The following is a 14107-nucleotide window of genomic DNA, read 5'->3' on the forward strand; positions in this document are numbered from 1 at the left end:
CACACGAGAGGTCGCCGACCATTGAGCCTTGAAATTCTCGATCGCGTCGCAGTGCTTGCGATCGCCGGCGGCCTCCTCATGGCTGCCGGCGTCGTCATGCTGCGCGCGCGCTGGCTCGCCCGCGGCACCGGCGGACGTGTCTACCTGATCGGCGGTTGGGCAGCAGTTCTCTCCGCGTTCTTTGCCTTCTCCGAGGCCTCCGGCGCAGAGCTCGGCACGACCTACGCCCTCGGCGCGCTGTCGGTCGCGGCCTATGCCCTGATCGCCATCACCTTCGAGCAACGCGACGCCAAACGCCGCGAGCCGCGCGAGCCTGCTCTCGACCCGGAGGAGCGCCCGACCAACTGGCGGCGCGGCATCGGCAAGGCTCTGCTCGCCATCGTACTCGCCGGGATCGCCTCCATCGGCATCGGTGTCGCGTTGGCGATCTATCTTCCGCTGCCGCCGGCAGACCGCGCCGTCATCGGCGGCCTGTTGGTGCCGATCCTGTGGGGCGGCGGCATGGCCTGGACACTCTGCGACCCGCGTCTCGTGCGCGCCACCGTCATCTTGCTCGTCGTCTCTGCGCTAGGCTACGGCGTCGCCTTCCTTCCCAAGGTGCTGTCATGATGCAGGACGTCGCGTCCCAAAAGCCGCGCAAGCGACAATTTCTCCCGCCGCAATTCGTGCGCGCCATGCTGGCCGGACATTCCGCGCTCGGCATCGCCTTCGCGGCGCTGATTTACGTCGTCTGCCTGACCGGAACCCTGGCAGTCTTTCTCCATGAGCTGCAGCGATGGGAGCAGCCGGATGCTCCGGTGATCGATGATCCACTGACGCCTGCAGCCGTGACCAACGCCCTCGATGGCGTCTATCAGAAAGCGGTCGCCCTGAATGCAGCCCACGACGTCTTCCTCATGGGCCCCGGACCGGTGCAAAAGCGATTTATTGTCAGCTTCCATGATCACGATTCCGGCCTCGAAGGCGAATGGATCGCTGATACCGGTGGCAACCTCGCAGTCGAGCACAAGGCCCCCTGGTCGGAATTCGTCGGCGAACTCCATATGCACCTGCATCTCCCGCGCACCTGGGGCCTGTTCCTCGTGGGTCTGACGGGCGTGACGCTGCTCTCGTCCCTCGTCTCGGGGCTGCTCTCGCATCCCCGCCTCTTCAAGGACGCGTTTGCGCTCCGATGGGGCGGCTCACGCCGCTTGCAGGAAGCCGACCTGCATAACCGTCTCGGTGTCTGGGGCCTGCCGTTCCACGTCGTCGTCTCCACCACCGGCGCGCTCCTCGGCTTGTCCACGCTCATTGTCGGCGTGCTCGCGCTCGCAGCTTATGACGGCGACTCCGAGAAGGCTTTCGCCACCATCCTCGGGCCCATGGCAACCGAGGACGAGACCGCCGCACCACTCCCAGACCTCGCAGCCATGATCCGCCAGGTCCAGGCCCAGCATCCCGGCGCCGAATTCGCGAGCGCCAACATCGGCCACATCGCCAAGAAAGGGCAGGTGGTGCATCTCGGCATGCGCACGTCAGGCCACCTCGCGATGTCGAACAGCTATTATTTCGACGGTACCGGAAAACCGCTCGGCGACGGCGGCCTCGAGACAGGAAGCATCGGCCAGCAGATCCTCGGCGCGCTGCAGCCCTTGCATTTCGGATGGTTCGGCGGCTTTCCCGTCAAGATCGCTTACGGCATCCTCGGCCTGGCACTGACCGTCGTCACGCACACGGGCATTACCGTCTGGCTGGCGCGGCGGCGCGAACGGGGGCGCCCTAGCCCGCATTGGGAAAAAATCTGGACGGCCCTGGCCTGGAGCCAGCCGCTGGCCCTTGCCGTTGTCGCAATTGCAATCTTTGCCGGCGCCGAGAGCCTCGCCGTCACGGCCTATCTCGTCACGACCCTCGTCAGCATGGTGGGATCTCAGGCAGCAAGCCAAGCCACGACGGCCGGGCGCATCATCCGCTTGTTGGCTGCGCTCGCGATCCTCGCCGCACTCGCCATGCATGCCCTCGCCTGGGCAGATCGTATGACGGACCCCACCGCGCCCTGGGTCAGCGCAGCCTTCGCCGCAACAGCGCTCGCCTTGCTCGTCTCGGCCGTTCGGCCCTGGCCCCGGTCTCGCGCCGGAGCCGCGTGATCCTCACTCGGACTTGACGAGGCGGAGAAGCGCGACGCCATCCTCACCGAGAAGCCTGAGGAACGTCCCCTCGATCTCGAAGCTGCTGGTCCTCTCGAGGGCTTGGAGAAACTTGCGCTCCTGGTCCATGACCGCAGGCGGACACATCTTGCGGCTCGTCGCCAGCGGCCCGAATGCGATCTTGGCGTCCTCGATCTTGGCCATGCCGTTGAACCGGTTGCAACCGCCCGACCCGCTCGCGCGCCCCGCGGCGTCGATCACAAGCGTCGAGGCGACATTGTCCACGACACCGGCTCCACCGATATCCTCCGCAAGCCATGTCACGCCCGCAATCTGGATATCCTCCTCTGCACTCGCGGAGGGGCCGGAAAGCGCCAATGCCATGAGCGTTGTCACCGCCGCATATTCGAATGCTCTCATTGCAACTCTCTCCCTGGACGAGACACCGCCACCCCTGCGACAATTCAATTTAGGAATCGGCTACAATCATGTCGTATCCATTATGAGGGTAAATACGAAGCGGCGGCCGCCTTGTGTCGAGCTGCCCGCCGCACCTGCCACGCGACGGAGACCGCCGACGATCCGACCACGATCGCTTTGGGCCGCATCAGCTCCGACGATCATCGGTCCCATCTAGTGCCGACGATCCCGCCGCTCCTTGAAGGAGGAGACGGAGAAATGGATCTGTCCGCGCAGAGGTCGGCAAAGCCGCCCTCACCGACCTTCCGTGAGCTGTTCACCCCGAAGCTCGTCACGCTGCTTCGCGAGGGCTACGATGCGAGAACTCTGACCGCGGACGCCATTTCCGGCCTTACGGTAGCGATCGTCGCACTGCCGCTCTCCATGGCCATCGCCATCGGCTCTGGACTATCGCCCGAAAAAGGCTTGTTCACAGCCATCGTCGGCGGCTTTTTGATTTCGGCTCTCGGTGGCAGCCGCTTTCAGATCGGCGGTCCGGCCGGCGCCTTCATCGTACTCATTGCCGCGATCGTCGAGCGCCAGGGCTACAATGGCCTCGTCCTTGCGACGCTCATGGCTGGCCTCATGATGATCGCAGCCGGATTTCTGAGACTTGGAACCTATATCAAATACATCCCGCTCCCGGTCACGGTGGGCTTCACCGCTGGCATCGCCGTCATCATCTTTGCCAGCCAGCTGCGAGAGCTTCTCGGCCTCCACATGGCAAGCGAGCCGGCCGCACTGGCTCCGAAGCTCACCGCCATCTGGTCGGCCCTCGGCTCGATCAACCCGGCCGCAATCGCCATCTCCGCGCTCTCCGTCGCCACCATCGTCGGCCTGCGCCGCTGGCGCCCCAAATGGCCGGGTATGTTGATTGCAGTCGGCTTGGGTGCGGTTCTGACGGCCATGCTGGGGCTCGAGATCACCACCATCGGCTCCCGCTTCGGCGACATTCCGCGCATGCTTCCCGCGCCCCACATTCCGGCGTTCGACCTGGCCAAGTTGCGAGCCGTCTTTCCGGATGCGATCGCAATCGCACTCCTGGGCTCCATCGAAAGCCTGCTCTCCGCCGTCGTCGCGGACGGCATGAGCGGCCGCCGTCATCGCTCGAACTGCGAGCTCGTTGCACAGGGCGTCGCCAACATCGCATCCGTCACCTTTGGCGGCATGTGCGCCACCGGCACCATCGCGCGCACGGCAACGAATCTCCGCGCCGGCGCCCGCACACCCGTGTCCGGCATGTTGCACGCCGCATACCTGTTGCTCTTCCTCCTCATCGCCGCGCCGCTCGCCGCCTACATCCCGCTTGCGGCCCTCGGCGGCGTGCTCGCCGTCGTCGCCTGGAACATGGCCGAGAAGCAGGAATTCGCGAGCCTGCTTCGCTCCTCCTGGGGCGACGCCACAGTCCTTGTGGCGACCTTCCTGCTCACCATATTCGAGGACCTGACTGTCGCCATTGCGGTCGGCGTAACGCTCGGTGCGTTTCTGTTCATGCATCGCATGGCCGAAGACGTGGAGGTCGCCACCGGCAGCCCTCTCGTGGCGGAGGATGCGGCCGACGAAACCGGCGCTTCGCGGGCCAGCTACGATCCCGCCGAGTACGGCAGCGATGTTCTTGTCTACCGGATCTCAGGCGCCTTTTTCTTCGCCGCCACGTCGTCGGTGCGTGCCGTGCTCGACCGCATCGGCGAGCATCCGAAGACCTTCGTCCTCGACTTCGACGACGTGCCGCTCGTGGACAGTACCGCCGCGAAATCCCTCGAGGGATTCGTGCATACGCTGAGCCGTGCCGGAACGCGTGTCTACTTCACATCTGCGCGCCCTGCCGTCCGCCGGACGTTGCTTCGCGCCGGCCTGCGCACCCCGCTTGTCGCCTACGCGCCGACCATCGCCGACGCCGTCGAATCCGCACGCAAATCGTCGGCCCCGAAACAGCCGTGACGACGGACGGCACACGTCCGACCGATGTCGCGACGGATTAGTGCGTTCCTGACGTTCTCTCTACGGATCACCAGCGTGCTTCCGGAAAAACTTGTCCCGGCCAAGGCCGGGATGGGAAACAGGGCATGGCGAAGCCATGCACCGACCATGTCCGATGAGAAGCACGCCCACATCGTCGGGGGACGTATCATGTACGGCACCATCGCCACACTCGCGTTTGTCGGCGTCGAGGCGCGCGCCGTCGAGGTGCAGGTTCGCATCACCCCGGGCGCGCAGGCGTTCATGATCGTCGGCCTTCCCGACAAGGCCGTCGCCGAGAGTCGCGAGCGCGTGCGTAACGCGCTGCATGCCGTCGGCCTCGGCCTCCCCTACAAGCACATCACCGTCAATCTCGCCCCCGCCGATTTACCGAAGGAAGGCAGCCACTTCGACCTCGCCATCGTGCTGGCCCTCATGGTTGCCATGGAAGCCATCGCGCCGGACGCCATCGAACGCTACGCGGCCGTCGGCGAGCTGGCCCTCGACGGCTCGATCCGCCCAATTCCCGGCGCGCTGCCGGCCGCCATTGGCGCCAACGCGATGACCAAGGGTCTCATCTGCCCCGCCGAGTGCGGACCCGAGGCCGCCTGGGCCGGGGAGGACACCGACATTCTGGCCGCGCCGCACCTCCTCTCCCTCGTCAATCACTTCAAGGGCCTGCAGACCCTCTCTCGTCCAAAGCCGGCCCTTGACCGCGAGCGAACCGCACTCCCCGACCTCCGCGACGTACGCGGCCAGGAAAACGCCAAGCGCGCACTCGAGGTCGCCGCGGCCGGCGGACACAATCTCCTGATGATCGGCCCGCCGGGATCCGGCAAATCGATGCTCGCAGCCCGCCTGCCGTCGATCCTGCCGCCGCTGTCGCCCGAGGAGATGCTCGACGTCTCGATGGTCCACAGCCTCGCGGGCGAGCTGATGGGCGGCAAGCTCTGCACCGAGCGCCCGTTCCGATCGCCGCACCATTCGGCAAGCATGGCAGCACTCGTTGGCGGCGGCACGCGTCCGCGCCCCGGCGAAGCGAGCCTCGCACACCTGGGCGTGCTCTTCCTCGACGAGCTGCCCGAGTTCCAGCCCGCCGTGCTCGACGCATTGCGCCAGCCGCTTGAAACGGGCGAGCTGATCATCGCCCGCGCCAATCATCGCATCGCCTATCCGGCGCGCTTGCAGCTCGTCGCCGCCATGAACCCGTGCCGCTGCGGCGGCGGACCGGGACAAGCCTGCAAGCGCGGCCCGCGCTGCGCCGCCGACTATCAGGCGCGCATCTCGGGTCCACTCCTCGATCGCATCGATCTTCAGATCGAGGTGCCCGCCGTCTCCGCCGCCGACCTCACGTTGCCAGCGCCGAACGAAGGCAGCGACGACGTTCGCGCTCGTGTAGCGCGAGCCCGCGAGATTCAGCGCCAACGCTTCAAGATCCACGGTGCCGCAAAGCTGCGCACCAACGCCGAGTGCGTTGGACACATGCTGGAAAAATTCGCCCAGCCCGACGATGCCGGCCTCGCTCTCATCCGCCAGGCGGCCGACACGCTGAGCCTATCGGCCCGCGGCTTTCATCGCACGCTGCGCGTGGCCCGCACCCTCGCCGATCTCGACGGCACCGAGACCGTCGCCCGCATCCACATCGCCGAGGCACTGTCCTACCGAGGGGAAACGCTGCGCCAGGAGGGGGCAACGGGCAGCAGGCAACGGGCAGCGGGGGAAAGATGATCCAGTCTTATCGGGACTTGAGAGTCTGGCAGCTCGCGATGGATCTCGCAGAAGAGGCTTACCGAGCATCTCGAGCGATGCCCGTTGCGGAAACCTACGGCTTTGTTTTCCCAAATTCGCCGGTCGACCGCTCCGTGCCTGCAAACATTGCCGAGGGCTACGGTCGCGAAAGCACACGCTCCTATATTCTTTTTCTAAAGACGGCACGCGGCTCACTTCGAGAGTTCGAGACCCACGTGCTCCTCGCGGAAAGAATAGGGCTACTGGCAAACAACGAAGCGCAAGCACTCGTGAAAAACGCCGAAACACTCGGAAAAATGCTCTACGCGCTGATACGATCCCTCAACAAAATAAAGCCGGCCGCCCCATAAAGGCGACCGGCCAAACCCAAACTGCTTCCTGTTGCCCGTTGCCGGCTGCCTGTTGCCCGCTGCCTACTAGATCCCGTACTGGATCTTCGCTGCCGTCACCGTGTTTTGCAGCAGGCACGCGATCGTCATCGGGCCGACGCCGCCCGGAACCGGCGTGATGGCACCGGCCACCTCCGCGCACTCGGCATAGGCCACGTCGCCGACCAGCTTGGTCTTGCCGTTCTCGCCCGGCACGCGATTGATGCCGACATCGATCACCACGGCACCCGGCTTGATCCAGTCGCGCTTCACCATTTCAGGAATACCAACGGCGGCGACAAGGAGATCCGCGCCACGGCAAACCGCCGGGAGGTCTTTCGTCTTCGAATGCGCAATCGTCACCGTGCAGCTCTCGCGCAAGAGCAGGGCCGCCATCGGCTTGCCGACGATATTCGAGCGGCCGATGACGACGGCGTTCACGCCCTTGAGATCCGGGATCACCTTTTTGGCGAGGATGGCGGAGCCCGTCGGTGTGCAAGGCACCAGCGTCCGCTCACCGATCCACAGCCGTCCGACATTGGTCGGATGGAAGCCGTCCACGTCCTTGTCCGGGTCGATCGAGTTCAAGACCTTCTCGGCGTTGACATGCTTCGGCAGCGGCAACTGCACCAGGATGCCATTGACGTTCTTGTTGGCGTTGAGGCGCTGCACGAGCGCCAGGATGTCGTACTCGGAGGTATCCGCCGGCAGCTTGTACTCGAACGACTGCATGCCGCACTCGACGGTCTGCGCCGCCTTGTTCTTGACGTACACCTTGCTCGCCGGATCCTCGCCGACGAGAACGACGGCCAGGCCGGGCGTCAGGCCATGGCTCGCCTGGAGCGCCTTGACATCGGCCGCCACCTGCGCGCGGACTTCGGCTGCGATGGCCTTGCCATCGATGATCTGGGCTGCCATGGGCTCTCCCTCCTATTTTCTTCGTTGCGTCTTCGTTGTCGTCACGTGAGGCCGGCCAGCCGCTCCGCCAGCCTTGCCTCGATCTCTTCCGTGTTGCCGGTGATTTCGACTGACTTCACCCGCGACTTCCCGCCCTTGGCGAGGCGCAAGCGGCCCTGCCCGACGCCCAGCCAGCCGGCCAGAAGCTTGAGCAGCGCTGCGTTGGCTTCGCCCTCTGAAGGCACCGCGCGCACCCGCGCCTTGAAGGCGGCCCCCTCTGCCGTCTCCTCGATACCGTCGATGGCATCTTTGGACGATTTTGGCGTCAGCCGCACGCGCACGATGACGCACGCGCCACCATGCCGCCAGGGCACGGAGACGGGCGCCGCCGGGGACTTGACCGCCGCCATCGTCACACGAACAGCTTGGCGATGTTGGGAAGCACGACGCTCTGCACGAAGAAGCAGCCGAGCAGCAGCACCAGCGGCGAGAAATCGATGCCGCCGAAGTCGGGCAGTGCATTGCGGATCGGTCTGAGCAATGGCTCTGTCACCGCGCCGAGGGCCTGCGCCAACGCACCGACGAAGCGGTTGTAGGGGTTAACGACGCCGAACGCCATCAGCCACGAGAGAATGACCGAGGCCAGGATGATGTAGACGTAGAGGTCTATGAGATAGCTGATAAATCCGAGCAGCTCGATCATGCGCGCCAAATCCTTGGGTGCTTGGGAAATGCCTGTCCGACGTGTAGCCGTTGGGGCGCCGGGCAGCAAGACGCGGCACGCGCCGACGCACATGCGGCGCGCGCCAAAACACCGGAACGGCGCCGCCGGGCGGGATCGGCCGGTCTGAAGACCCCGCTTTCTTGACAACCCGGAAGCGCGGACGGTAAATGCCGGCACCTTGGGCAGCGGTCTCGCCGGACATCTCGCTGGCACCCGGACGCCCAAGTCCCATGGTTAGGGGCCGTAGCTCATCTGGGAGAGCGCCGCAATCGCACTGCGGAGGTAGTCGGTTCGATCCCGATCGGCTCCACCAATTAAATCAGCAAGTTAGATATATCCTCGCTAACCGCTTCAGTCGCTCGCGCCGCGTCGGCGGGCGCGCCGAGGCAGATGCCGAGCGCGAGCAGCGTCATTAGCAGACCCGCCAAGAGCAGCAATCCGGGGAACACGAACATCGCTCCGGCCGTAGCATCGTAAGCCTGCTCGGGACGAACCGGATCGATCCGCACGGTCATCAGAGATCCCACCGGGTTCCTGACCCATCCTTCGCGTGTGTATTGCCTGTCGAGCCTCGCACAGATGCTATGCCCATCGGCGGCGGTGTACCGGACGTACGGAGTGGCGGTAGACGCAACTTTGCTGCCCAGCGCCTGGGCCAGCCAGAACCTCGCACCCGCCGGCGGCGACGGGCGGGACCGGCCTACTGATCCAGATCAACGCCGGCCCATCCCACCGATGTATTTTTCATCATGCACCGGGACAGCGACTGAGACCACGCGCGGCAACGGAACGAACAAAAGGCACTCCCGGGCAAGAAAAACAACCCGCAGCGGAGAGGAAGCTCATGATCAACCGCAGGCTCGCCTACATCATCAGGGATCAGGAGCCGATTCTCCTGCGCGGAACCGACACCGTGCAGGAGGCCAGCAAAGCTATGCGCGAGCGGCACATCGGTTCCGTGCTCGTCATCGACGAGCATGAGCATCTGATCGGAATCTTCACCGGCAGAGATGCGTTGAAGCTGCTCGCCAAGGGACAAGGCGGAGATGTCCCGCTTGCGCAAGCGATGACGCCGCATCCGGTGACCATATCGCCGGATCAGAAGGCCATCGATGCTCTGCGCGCCATGAGCGACGGCGGCTTCCGTCATATCCCGGTCGTCGAGCGCGGCCACATCTGGGGCATCGTCTCCCGTGCTGACTTCAAAGGCCAGGAGATCGATCGCCTGGACGAGGAAGAGGGATTGGCGGAGCGCATCCGCTGAGCAAGGAGAAGCAGTAATGACGATTCCGCGCGCCATGGCGTTCACGGCAGCGTTGACGCTGGTGTCGACGGCAAGCTTTGCCGGACCCGCGACGCCAAAACCAGATCCTGCAAAGGGCCGGACTTTGGCAGAGCGTGTTTGCGTCGCATGTCATGCGATTTCGAAAACCCCCGCTTCGACGGTCGCCAGCGAGGTGCCGAGCTTTCCCGCAATCGCCAACAAGCCCGGCCAGTCGATGGAAGCAATCGCCGGACGCATCGTCATCCCCCATCCTCCCATGCCCGCCATCGCCCTGACGCGCGAGGAGATCGTCAATGTCGTCGCTTACATCATGACGTTCAAAGACGCCCCGGAAACGAACCCATAGGCCGCGCCGCTTTGCACAGGCGAGGCCTCTCCCATCAGCAAGACATGGAGCACCGATGTCCAACACGCCGCACACGCTATCTGAAGAATTCCCAGGCCAGGCCGAAACCATTCACAAGCTCAAGGTGACAGATCCCCATTTCGCACAGCTGCTCAAGGATTACGACGACGTGAACGACCAAGTGCATCTGGCGGAAACCAACGTCCGCCCGATGCATCAGTTCGAGGAGGAAAAGCTGCGTAAACGTCGGCTTCAGATCAAGGACGCGATCGCCAAGGCACTGTCCGGCTGAGGCGGCACCGGCCTTACGATGCGGGATCGGAGTGCTCCGCGCTGGATGTCGCGAGAAACTCCGTGCGCACCACGTAAAATGCGCCGATCGCAGCCATAACGGCCAGCGCAAACCACGTCAGGGCATAAATGAGGTGGCTGTTCGAGAAGTGGACGCGCGTCAGTCCACCGAGCGGCCAGCCGCCCCTGTTCGGCGTCGCGTCCGCGTCGACAAAAAAAGGAGCGACGGCCGCGAGACTTCCCGCCGTGCCGATCTCGATCGGATCGCGGCGATACCAGCGATCCGCGACGGGATCGTTCTTGCGCAAAATCCAGCTATCCCGCTCCGAGATCCTGAGCAGGCCAACGACCGTCGCCGGTCCTTCGATTTGGCCCGCCGCGCGCACCGAGGCATCCCGCATCTCGTTCGGCACGAACCCGCGATTGACGATCACGGTAGTCCCGTCCTGCCGCACGAGGGGAGTCATCACCCAATAGCCAGGCCCGCGCTCGGTCGAGGCAACGACGCGCACTTCCTTGTCGTGGAGAAAAATCCCATCGAGCCGTACGCGGATATACTCGTCATGAGATGCATTGATCTCGGACCAGCGTTCCGGCCCCGGCGCCGACACTGGCTCCGCATGGACACGCGCATCCACGCGCTCGATCAGGTCGAGCTTCCACGCCAGCCGTTGCACCTGCCAGACGCCGAGCCCCGCGAAAGCCGCCGCTACGGAAATGAGGGCAAACAGCAGGATCCATCGCCGCACCGGCGAGCGGCGGACGGCTATGTCTCGCCCGGTGCCCGTCATCCAACCGCACTCCTCGGCAGCGCAGGCGACAGGCCGCCCGCTACGGCATCTGATGCATCATGTGCTCGGGCGACATCGGCATCATGTGCGTATTGAGATGGTGCATGACCCACATCGAGCCGATCAGAGCGATGAGCACGATGACAACGGTAAAGATCAGCGCCATCATCGTCCAGCCGCCTTCGGACTTCGTGTTCATGTGCAGGAAATAATACATATGCACGAAGATCTGCACGACGCCGAGCTCCAGAACGAAAACGGCCGTCACCATGTTGTTCCCGAACACGTCGCCCATGACGAGCCAGAACGGGATGATCGTCAGCACCACCGACAGCAAAAAGCCGATCATGTAGCCGCGGAAGCTGCCGTGCGCGGCCCCGCCATGGTGATCGGCGCCATCGCGGGCGGCAGCGTTTGCGGCGTTCGGAGCGGAGCTCATTGCAGGACACCCATCAGGTAGACGAACGAGAACACACCGATCCACACCACGTCGAGGAAGTGCCAGAACATGCTGAGGCACATCAGGCGCCGCTTGTTGTCCGGGATGAGCCCACGCTGCCACACCTGCACCCCGAGCACGATCATCCAGATCATGCCGAAGGTGACGTGCAGGCCGTGCGTGCCGACCAGCGTGAAGAACGACGACAGGAAGGCGCTCCGCTGCGGCGTCGCACCCTCGTGGAAGAGATGCGAGAATTCATAGAGCTCGAGCCCGAGGAAGCACCCGCCGAAGAAGAACGTGACGGCAAGCCAGACGAGCGTCGGCTTCACCCGGTCCTTGTCCATCTCCAGCATCGCGAACCCATACGTGATCGACGACAAAAGCAGCATAAACGTCGATACGAGGATGAGCTTGAGATCGAAGAGATCCGCGGGCGAAGGGCCGGCCGCGTAATTGCGCCCCAGCACCGCGTGCGTCGCGAACAGGCACGCGAAGATGAGGCAATCGCTCATCAGATAGATCCAGAAGCCGAGCATCGTGCCCCCGTCGGAGGCGTGCCCATGCTCGCCTTCGCCATGACCGTGCCCGTCGTCCTCGACGTAGAATTTTACATCCGTGGAATCGACTTCAAGCGTCGAAGCGGTATGGGCCATATCAGACGCTCCCCCCCGCGAGCGAGCGGGTTCGCTCGTCCTCGGCTTGCGTGACTTCGTCGGCAGGGATGTAGAAGTCGCGGTTGTAGTCGAACGTGTGCCAGATCGCCACCGCAGCCGTCGCCACCGCCGACACGATCACGAGCCACCAGATGTGCCAGATAAGCGCGAACGCGAGCACGACGCTCAAGCCGGCGAGAATGATGCCGGTGCCGGTGTTCTTCGGCATATGGATCGGCTGGAAGCCTTCGAGTGGCCGCTTGTAGCCGCGGGACTTCATATCCCACCACGCATCGAGATCGTGAACCATGGGCGTGAACGCGAAGTTGTAGACCGGCGGCGGAGACGACGTTGACCATTCGAGCGTCCGCCCGTCCCACGGATCGCCCGTCGTGTCGCGGAGCCGCTCGCGGTCCCGGATGCTCACATAGACCTGCATGATGAAGGCGAGGATGCCTCCGAGCACGAACAGCGAGCCGATGCCGGCGACCACGAAATACCAGTAGAGCGACGTGTCCTCGAACTGGCTCAAGCGCCGCGTCACGCCCATGAGGCCGAGCGCATAGAGCGGCATGAACGCCAGATAGAAACCGATCAGCCATCCCCAGAAGGACACCTTGCCCCAGAACGGATCGAGCCTGAAGCCGAAGGCCTTCGGGAACCAGTAGTAGATGCCGGCGAACATCCCGAACACGACGCCGCCGATGATGACGTTGTGGAAGTGCGCCACCAGAAACAGGCTGTTGTGCAGCACGAAGTCGGCGGGCGGCACCGCCAGCAGCACGCCTGTCATGCCGCCGATGACGAACGTGATCATGAAACCGACCGTCCACAGCATCGGCACGTCGAAGCGGATGCGTCCGCGGTACATGGTGAACAGCCAATTGAAGAGTTTTGCGCCCGTCGGAATCGATATGATCATCGTCGTGATGCCGAAGAACGAATTGACGCTCGCCCCCGCCCCCATCGTGAAGAAGTGATGCAGCCAGACGATGTAGGACAGGATGGTGATGACGAGCGTCGCGTAGACCATCGACGTGTAGCCGAACAGCCGCTTGCCGCTGAACGTCGACACCACCTCCGAGAACACGCCGAACGCCGGCAGGATCAGCACGTAAACCTCCGGATGCCCCCAGATCCAGATCAGATTCACGTACATCATCGGATTGCCGCCGAGATCGTTCGTGAAGAAGTTCGTGCCGACATAACGATCGAGCGAGAGCAACGCTAGCGTCGCCGTCAAAACCGGGAATATCGCGACGATCAGGATGTTGGTGCAGAGCGCTGTCCACACGAAAACCGGCATCTTCATGAGCGTCATGCCGGGGCAGCGCATCTTGACGATGGTGACGACCAGATTGATGCCGGAGAGCAGCGTTCCCACGCCGGCCACCTGCAACGCCCATATGTAGTAGTCGACCCCGACGCCTGGACTGTAGTCCACCCCCGAGAGGGGCGGATAGGCAAGCCACCCGGTCTGCGCGAACTCGCCGACGAACAGCGAGATCATGACCAGCACCGCGCCGGCCGCCGTCATCCAGAAACTGAAATTGTTGAGAAACGGGAAGGCGACGTCACGAGCGCCGATCTGCAACGGCACGACGAGGTTGATGAGGCCCGTCACCAGCGGCATGGCGACGAAGAAGATCATGATGACGCCGTGCGCCGTGAAGATCTGGTCGTAATGGTGTGAGTTGAGATAGCCCTCGCCGCCGCCCGACGCCATCGCTTGTTGCAAGCGCATCATCAGCGCATCGGCAAAACCGCGCAGCAGCATGATGATCGCCAGCACGATGTACATGACGCCGATTTTCTTGTGGTCGATACTGGTGAACCACTCGCGCCAGAGGTAGCCCCAGAGCTTGTAATAGGTGACCGCGCCGAGCACCGCGCCGCCGCCCAGAAGCACGACGAGAAACGTCGCGACGAGAATTGGCTCGTGCACGGGGAAGGCATCGAGCGTCAATCTTCCAAAGATCAGCTGTGTGAAGTCCATGACTTCGGACATTCCTTAAGGCTC

At 63.9% G+C, this 14107-nt stretch carries 17 protein-coding genes and 1 tRNA gene; 9 read left to right on the forward strand and 9 right to left on the reverse strand.

The features are described from left to right. The first annotated feature begins 21 nt into the window (after positions 1-21). Both QZV93_RS06275 and QZV93_RS06280 read left to right on the forward strand, forming a co-directional pair. Positions 22-609: a hypothetical protein gene (locus tag QZV93_RS06275; protein ID WP_295556898.1), complete on the forward strand. Its 588-nt coding sequence runs from the start codon at positions 22-24 to the stop codon at positions 607-609. Next, entirely contained in the window at positions 606-2123 is a 1518-nt protein-coding gene (locus QZV93_RS06280; RefSeq protein WP_295556899.1) for a PepSY-associated TM helix domain-containing protein, read from the forward strand. The genes QZV93_RS06275 and QZV93_RS06280 overlap by 4 nt, the downstream gene beginning before the upstream one ends. A gap of 3 nt (positions 2124-2126) precedes the next feature. Here the strand turns inward: QZV93_RS06280 and QZV93_RS06285 are convergent, their stop codons facing one another. Then, positions 2127-2543 carry an META domain-containing protein gene (locus QZV93_RS06285; protein ID WP_295556901.1) on the reverse strand — a complete coding sequence of 139 codons (417 nt, stop codon included), beginning with the start codon at positions 2541-2543 and terminating at the stop codon, positions 2127-2129. A 258-nt stretch (positions 2544-2801) separates the two neighbouring features. Here QZV93_RS06285 and QZV93_RS06290 point away from each other — a divergent pair, with 258 nt between their 5' ends. The 3 genes from QZV93_RS06290 to QZV93_RS06300 all read left to right on the forward strand — a co-directional run bounded on the left by QZV93_RS06290 (position 2802) and on the right by QZV93_RS06300 (position 6640). Beyond that, positions 2802-4523, forward strand: a complete 1722-nt coding sequence (locus tag QZV93_RS06290; RefSeq protein ID WP_295556903.1) for a SulP family inorganic anion transporter — start codon at positions 2802-2804, stop codon at positions 4521-4523. Between the two features lie 189 nt (positions 4524-4712). Continuing rightward, positions 4713-6269, forward strand: a complete 1557-nt coding sequence (locus tag QZV93_RS06295; protein ID WP_295556969.1) for a YifB family Mg chelatase-like AAA ATPase — start codon at positions 4713-4715, stop codon at positions 6267-6269. Further along, positions 6266-6640 (forward strand): four helix bundle protein, encoded by a 375-nt coding sequence (locus QZV93_RS06300; protein WP_295556904.1) that lies wholly within the window; start codon positions 6266-6268, stop codon positions 6638-6640. The genes QZV93_RS06295 and QZV93_RS06300 overlap by 4 nt, the downstream gene beginning before the upstream one ends. Before the next feature lie 66 nt (positions 6641-6706). Here QZV93_RS06300 and folD read toward each other — a convergent pair whose 3' ends face one another. The 3 genes from folD to QZV93_RS06315 are packed head-to-tail and all read right to left on the reverse strand — an operon-like array spanning position 6707 to position 8258. Further along, positions 6707-7576 (reverse strand): bifunctional methylenetetrahydrofolate dehydrogenase/methenyltetrahydrofolate cyclohydrolase FolD, encoded by an 870-nt coding sequence (folD, locus tag QZV93_RS06305; protein ID WP_295556906.1) that lies wholly within the window; start codon positions 7574-7576, stop codon positions 6707-6709. A 41-nt stretch (positions 7577-7617) separates the two neighbouring features. Further along, positions 7618-7965 (reverse strand): DUF167 family protein, encoded by a 348-nt coding sequence (locus QZV93_RS06310; protein WP_295556907.1) that lies wholly within the window; start codon positions 7963-7965, stop codon positions 7618-7620. Between the two features lie 2 nt (positions 7966-7967). Beyond that, positions 7968-8258 carry a YggT family protein gene (locus QZV93_RS06315; protein ID WP_295556908.1) on the reverse strand — a complete coding sequence of 97 codons (291 nt, stop codon included), beginning with the start codon at positions 8256-8258 and terminating at the stop codon, positions 7968-7970. A gap of 258 nt (positions 8259-8516) precedes the next feature. Between QZV93_RS06315 and QZV93_RS06320 the strand changes: the two genes are divergently transcribed. Further along, positions 8517-8592 (forward strand) — tRNA-Ala (locus QZV93_RS06320). Position 8593: 1 nt separating this feature from the next. Here the strand turns inward: QZV93_RS06320 and QZV93_RS17585 are convergent. Then, positions 8594-8938, reverse strand: coding sequence for a DUF3592 domain-containing protein (locus tag QZV93_RS17585; protein WP_363156681.1), 345 nt, complete (start codon positions 8936-8938; stop codon positions 8594-8596). A 185-nt stretch (positions 8939-9123) separates the two neighbouring features. Here QZV93_RS17585 and QZV93_RS06330 point away from each other — a divergent pair, with 185 nt between their 5' ends. The 3 genes from QZV93_RS06330 to QZV93_RS06340 are packed head-to-tail and all read left to right on the forward strand — an operon-like array spanning position 9124 to position 10202. Next, positions 9124-9543 carry a CBS domain-containing protein gene (locus QZV93_RS06330; protein WP_295556911.1) on the forward strand — a complete coding sequence of 140 codons (420 nt, stop codon included), beginning with the start codon at positions 9124-9126 and terminating at the stop codon, positions 9541-9543. 16 nt (positions 9544-9559) lie between these two features. Continuing rightward, positions 9560-9910 (forward strand): c-type cytochrome, encoded by a 351-nt coding sequence (locus QZV93_RS06335; protein WP_295556912.1) that lies wholly within the window; start codon positions 9560-9562, stop codon positions 9908-9910. Between the two features lie 55 nt (positions 9911-9965). Continuing rightward, a complete protein-coding gene (locus QZV93_RS06340; RefSeq protein ID WP_295556913.1) occupies positions 9966-10202 on the forward strand; it encodes a DUF465 domain-containing protein in 237 nt (78 codons plus the stop codon). A gap of 13 nt (positions 10203-10215) precedes the next feature. Here the strand turns inward: QZV93_RS06340 and QZV93_RS06345 are convergent, their stop codons facing one another. The 4 genes from QZV93_RS06345 to cyoB are packed head-to-tail and all read right to left on the reverse strand — an operon-like array spanning position 10216 to position 14083. Continuing rightward, positions 10216-10992, reverse strand: a complete 777-nt coding sequence (locus tag QZV93_RS06345; protein ID WP_295556914.1) for an SURF1 family protein — start codon at positions 10990-10992, stop codon at positions 10216-10218. A gap of 40 nt (positions 10993-11032) precedes the next feature. Further along, positions 11033-11431: a cytochrome o ubiquinol oxidase subunit IV gene (gene cyoD, locus QZV93_RS06350; RefSeq protein ID WP_295556915.1), complete on the reverse strand. Its 399-nt coding sequence runs from the start codon at positions 11429-11431 to the stop codon at positions 11033-11035. Next, positions 11428-12087, reverse strand: coding sequence for a cytochrome o ubiquinol oxidase subunit III (gene cyoC / locus QZV93_RS06355; RefSeq protein ID WP_295556916.1), 660 nt, complete (start codon positions 12085-12087; stop codon positions 11428-11430). The genes cyoD and cyoC overlap by 4 nt, the downstream gene beginning before the upstream one ends. 1 nt (position 12088) lies before the next feature. Continuing rightward, complete coding sequence (cyoB, locus tag QZV93_RS06360) at positions 12089-14083, reverse strand: cytochrome o ubiquinol oxidase subunit I (protein ID WP_295556917.1); 1995 nt, start codon at positions 14081-14083, stop codon at positions 12089-12091. Positions 14084-14107 lie beyond the last annotated feature (24 nt).

It is taken from the genome of uncultured Hyphomicrobium sp. (assembly GCF_902826555.1).
Taxonomy (GTDB): Bacteria; Pseudomonadota; Alphaproteobacteria; order Rhizobiales; family Hyphomicrobiaceae; genus Hyphomicrobium_C.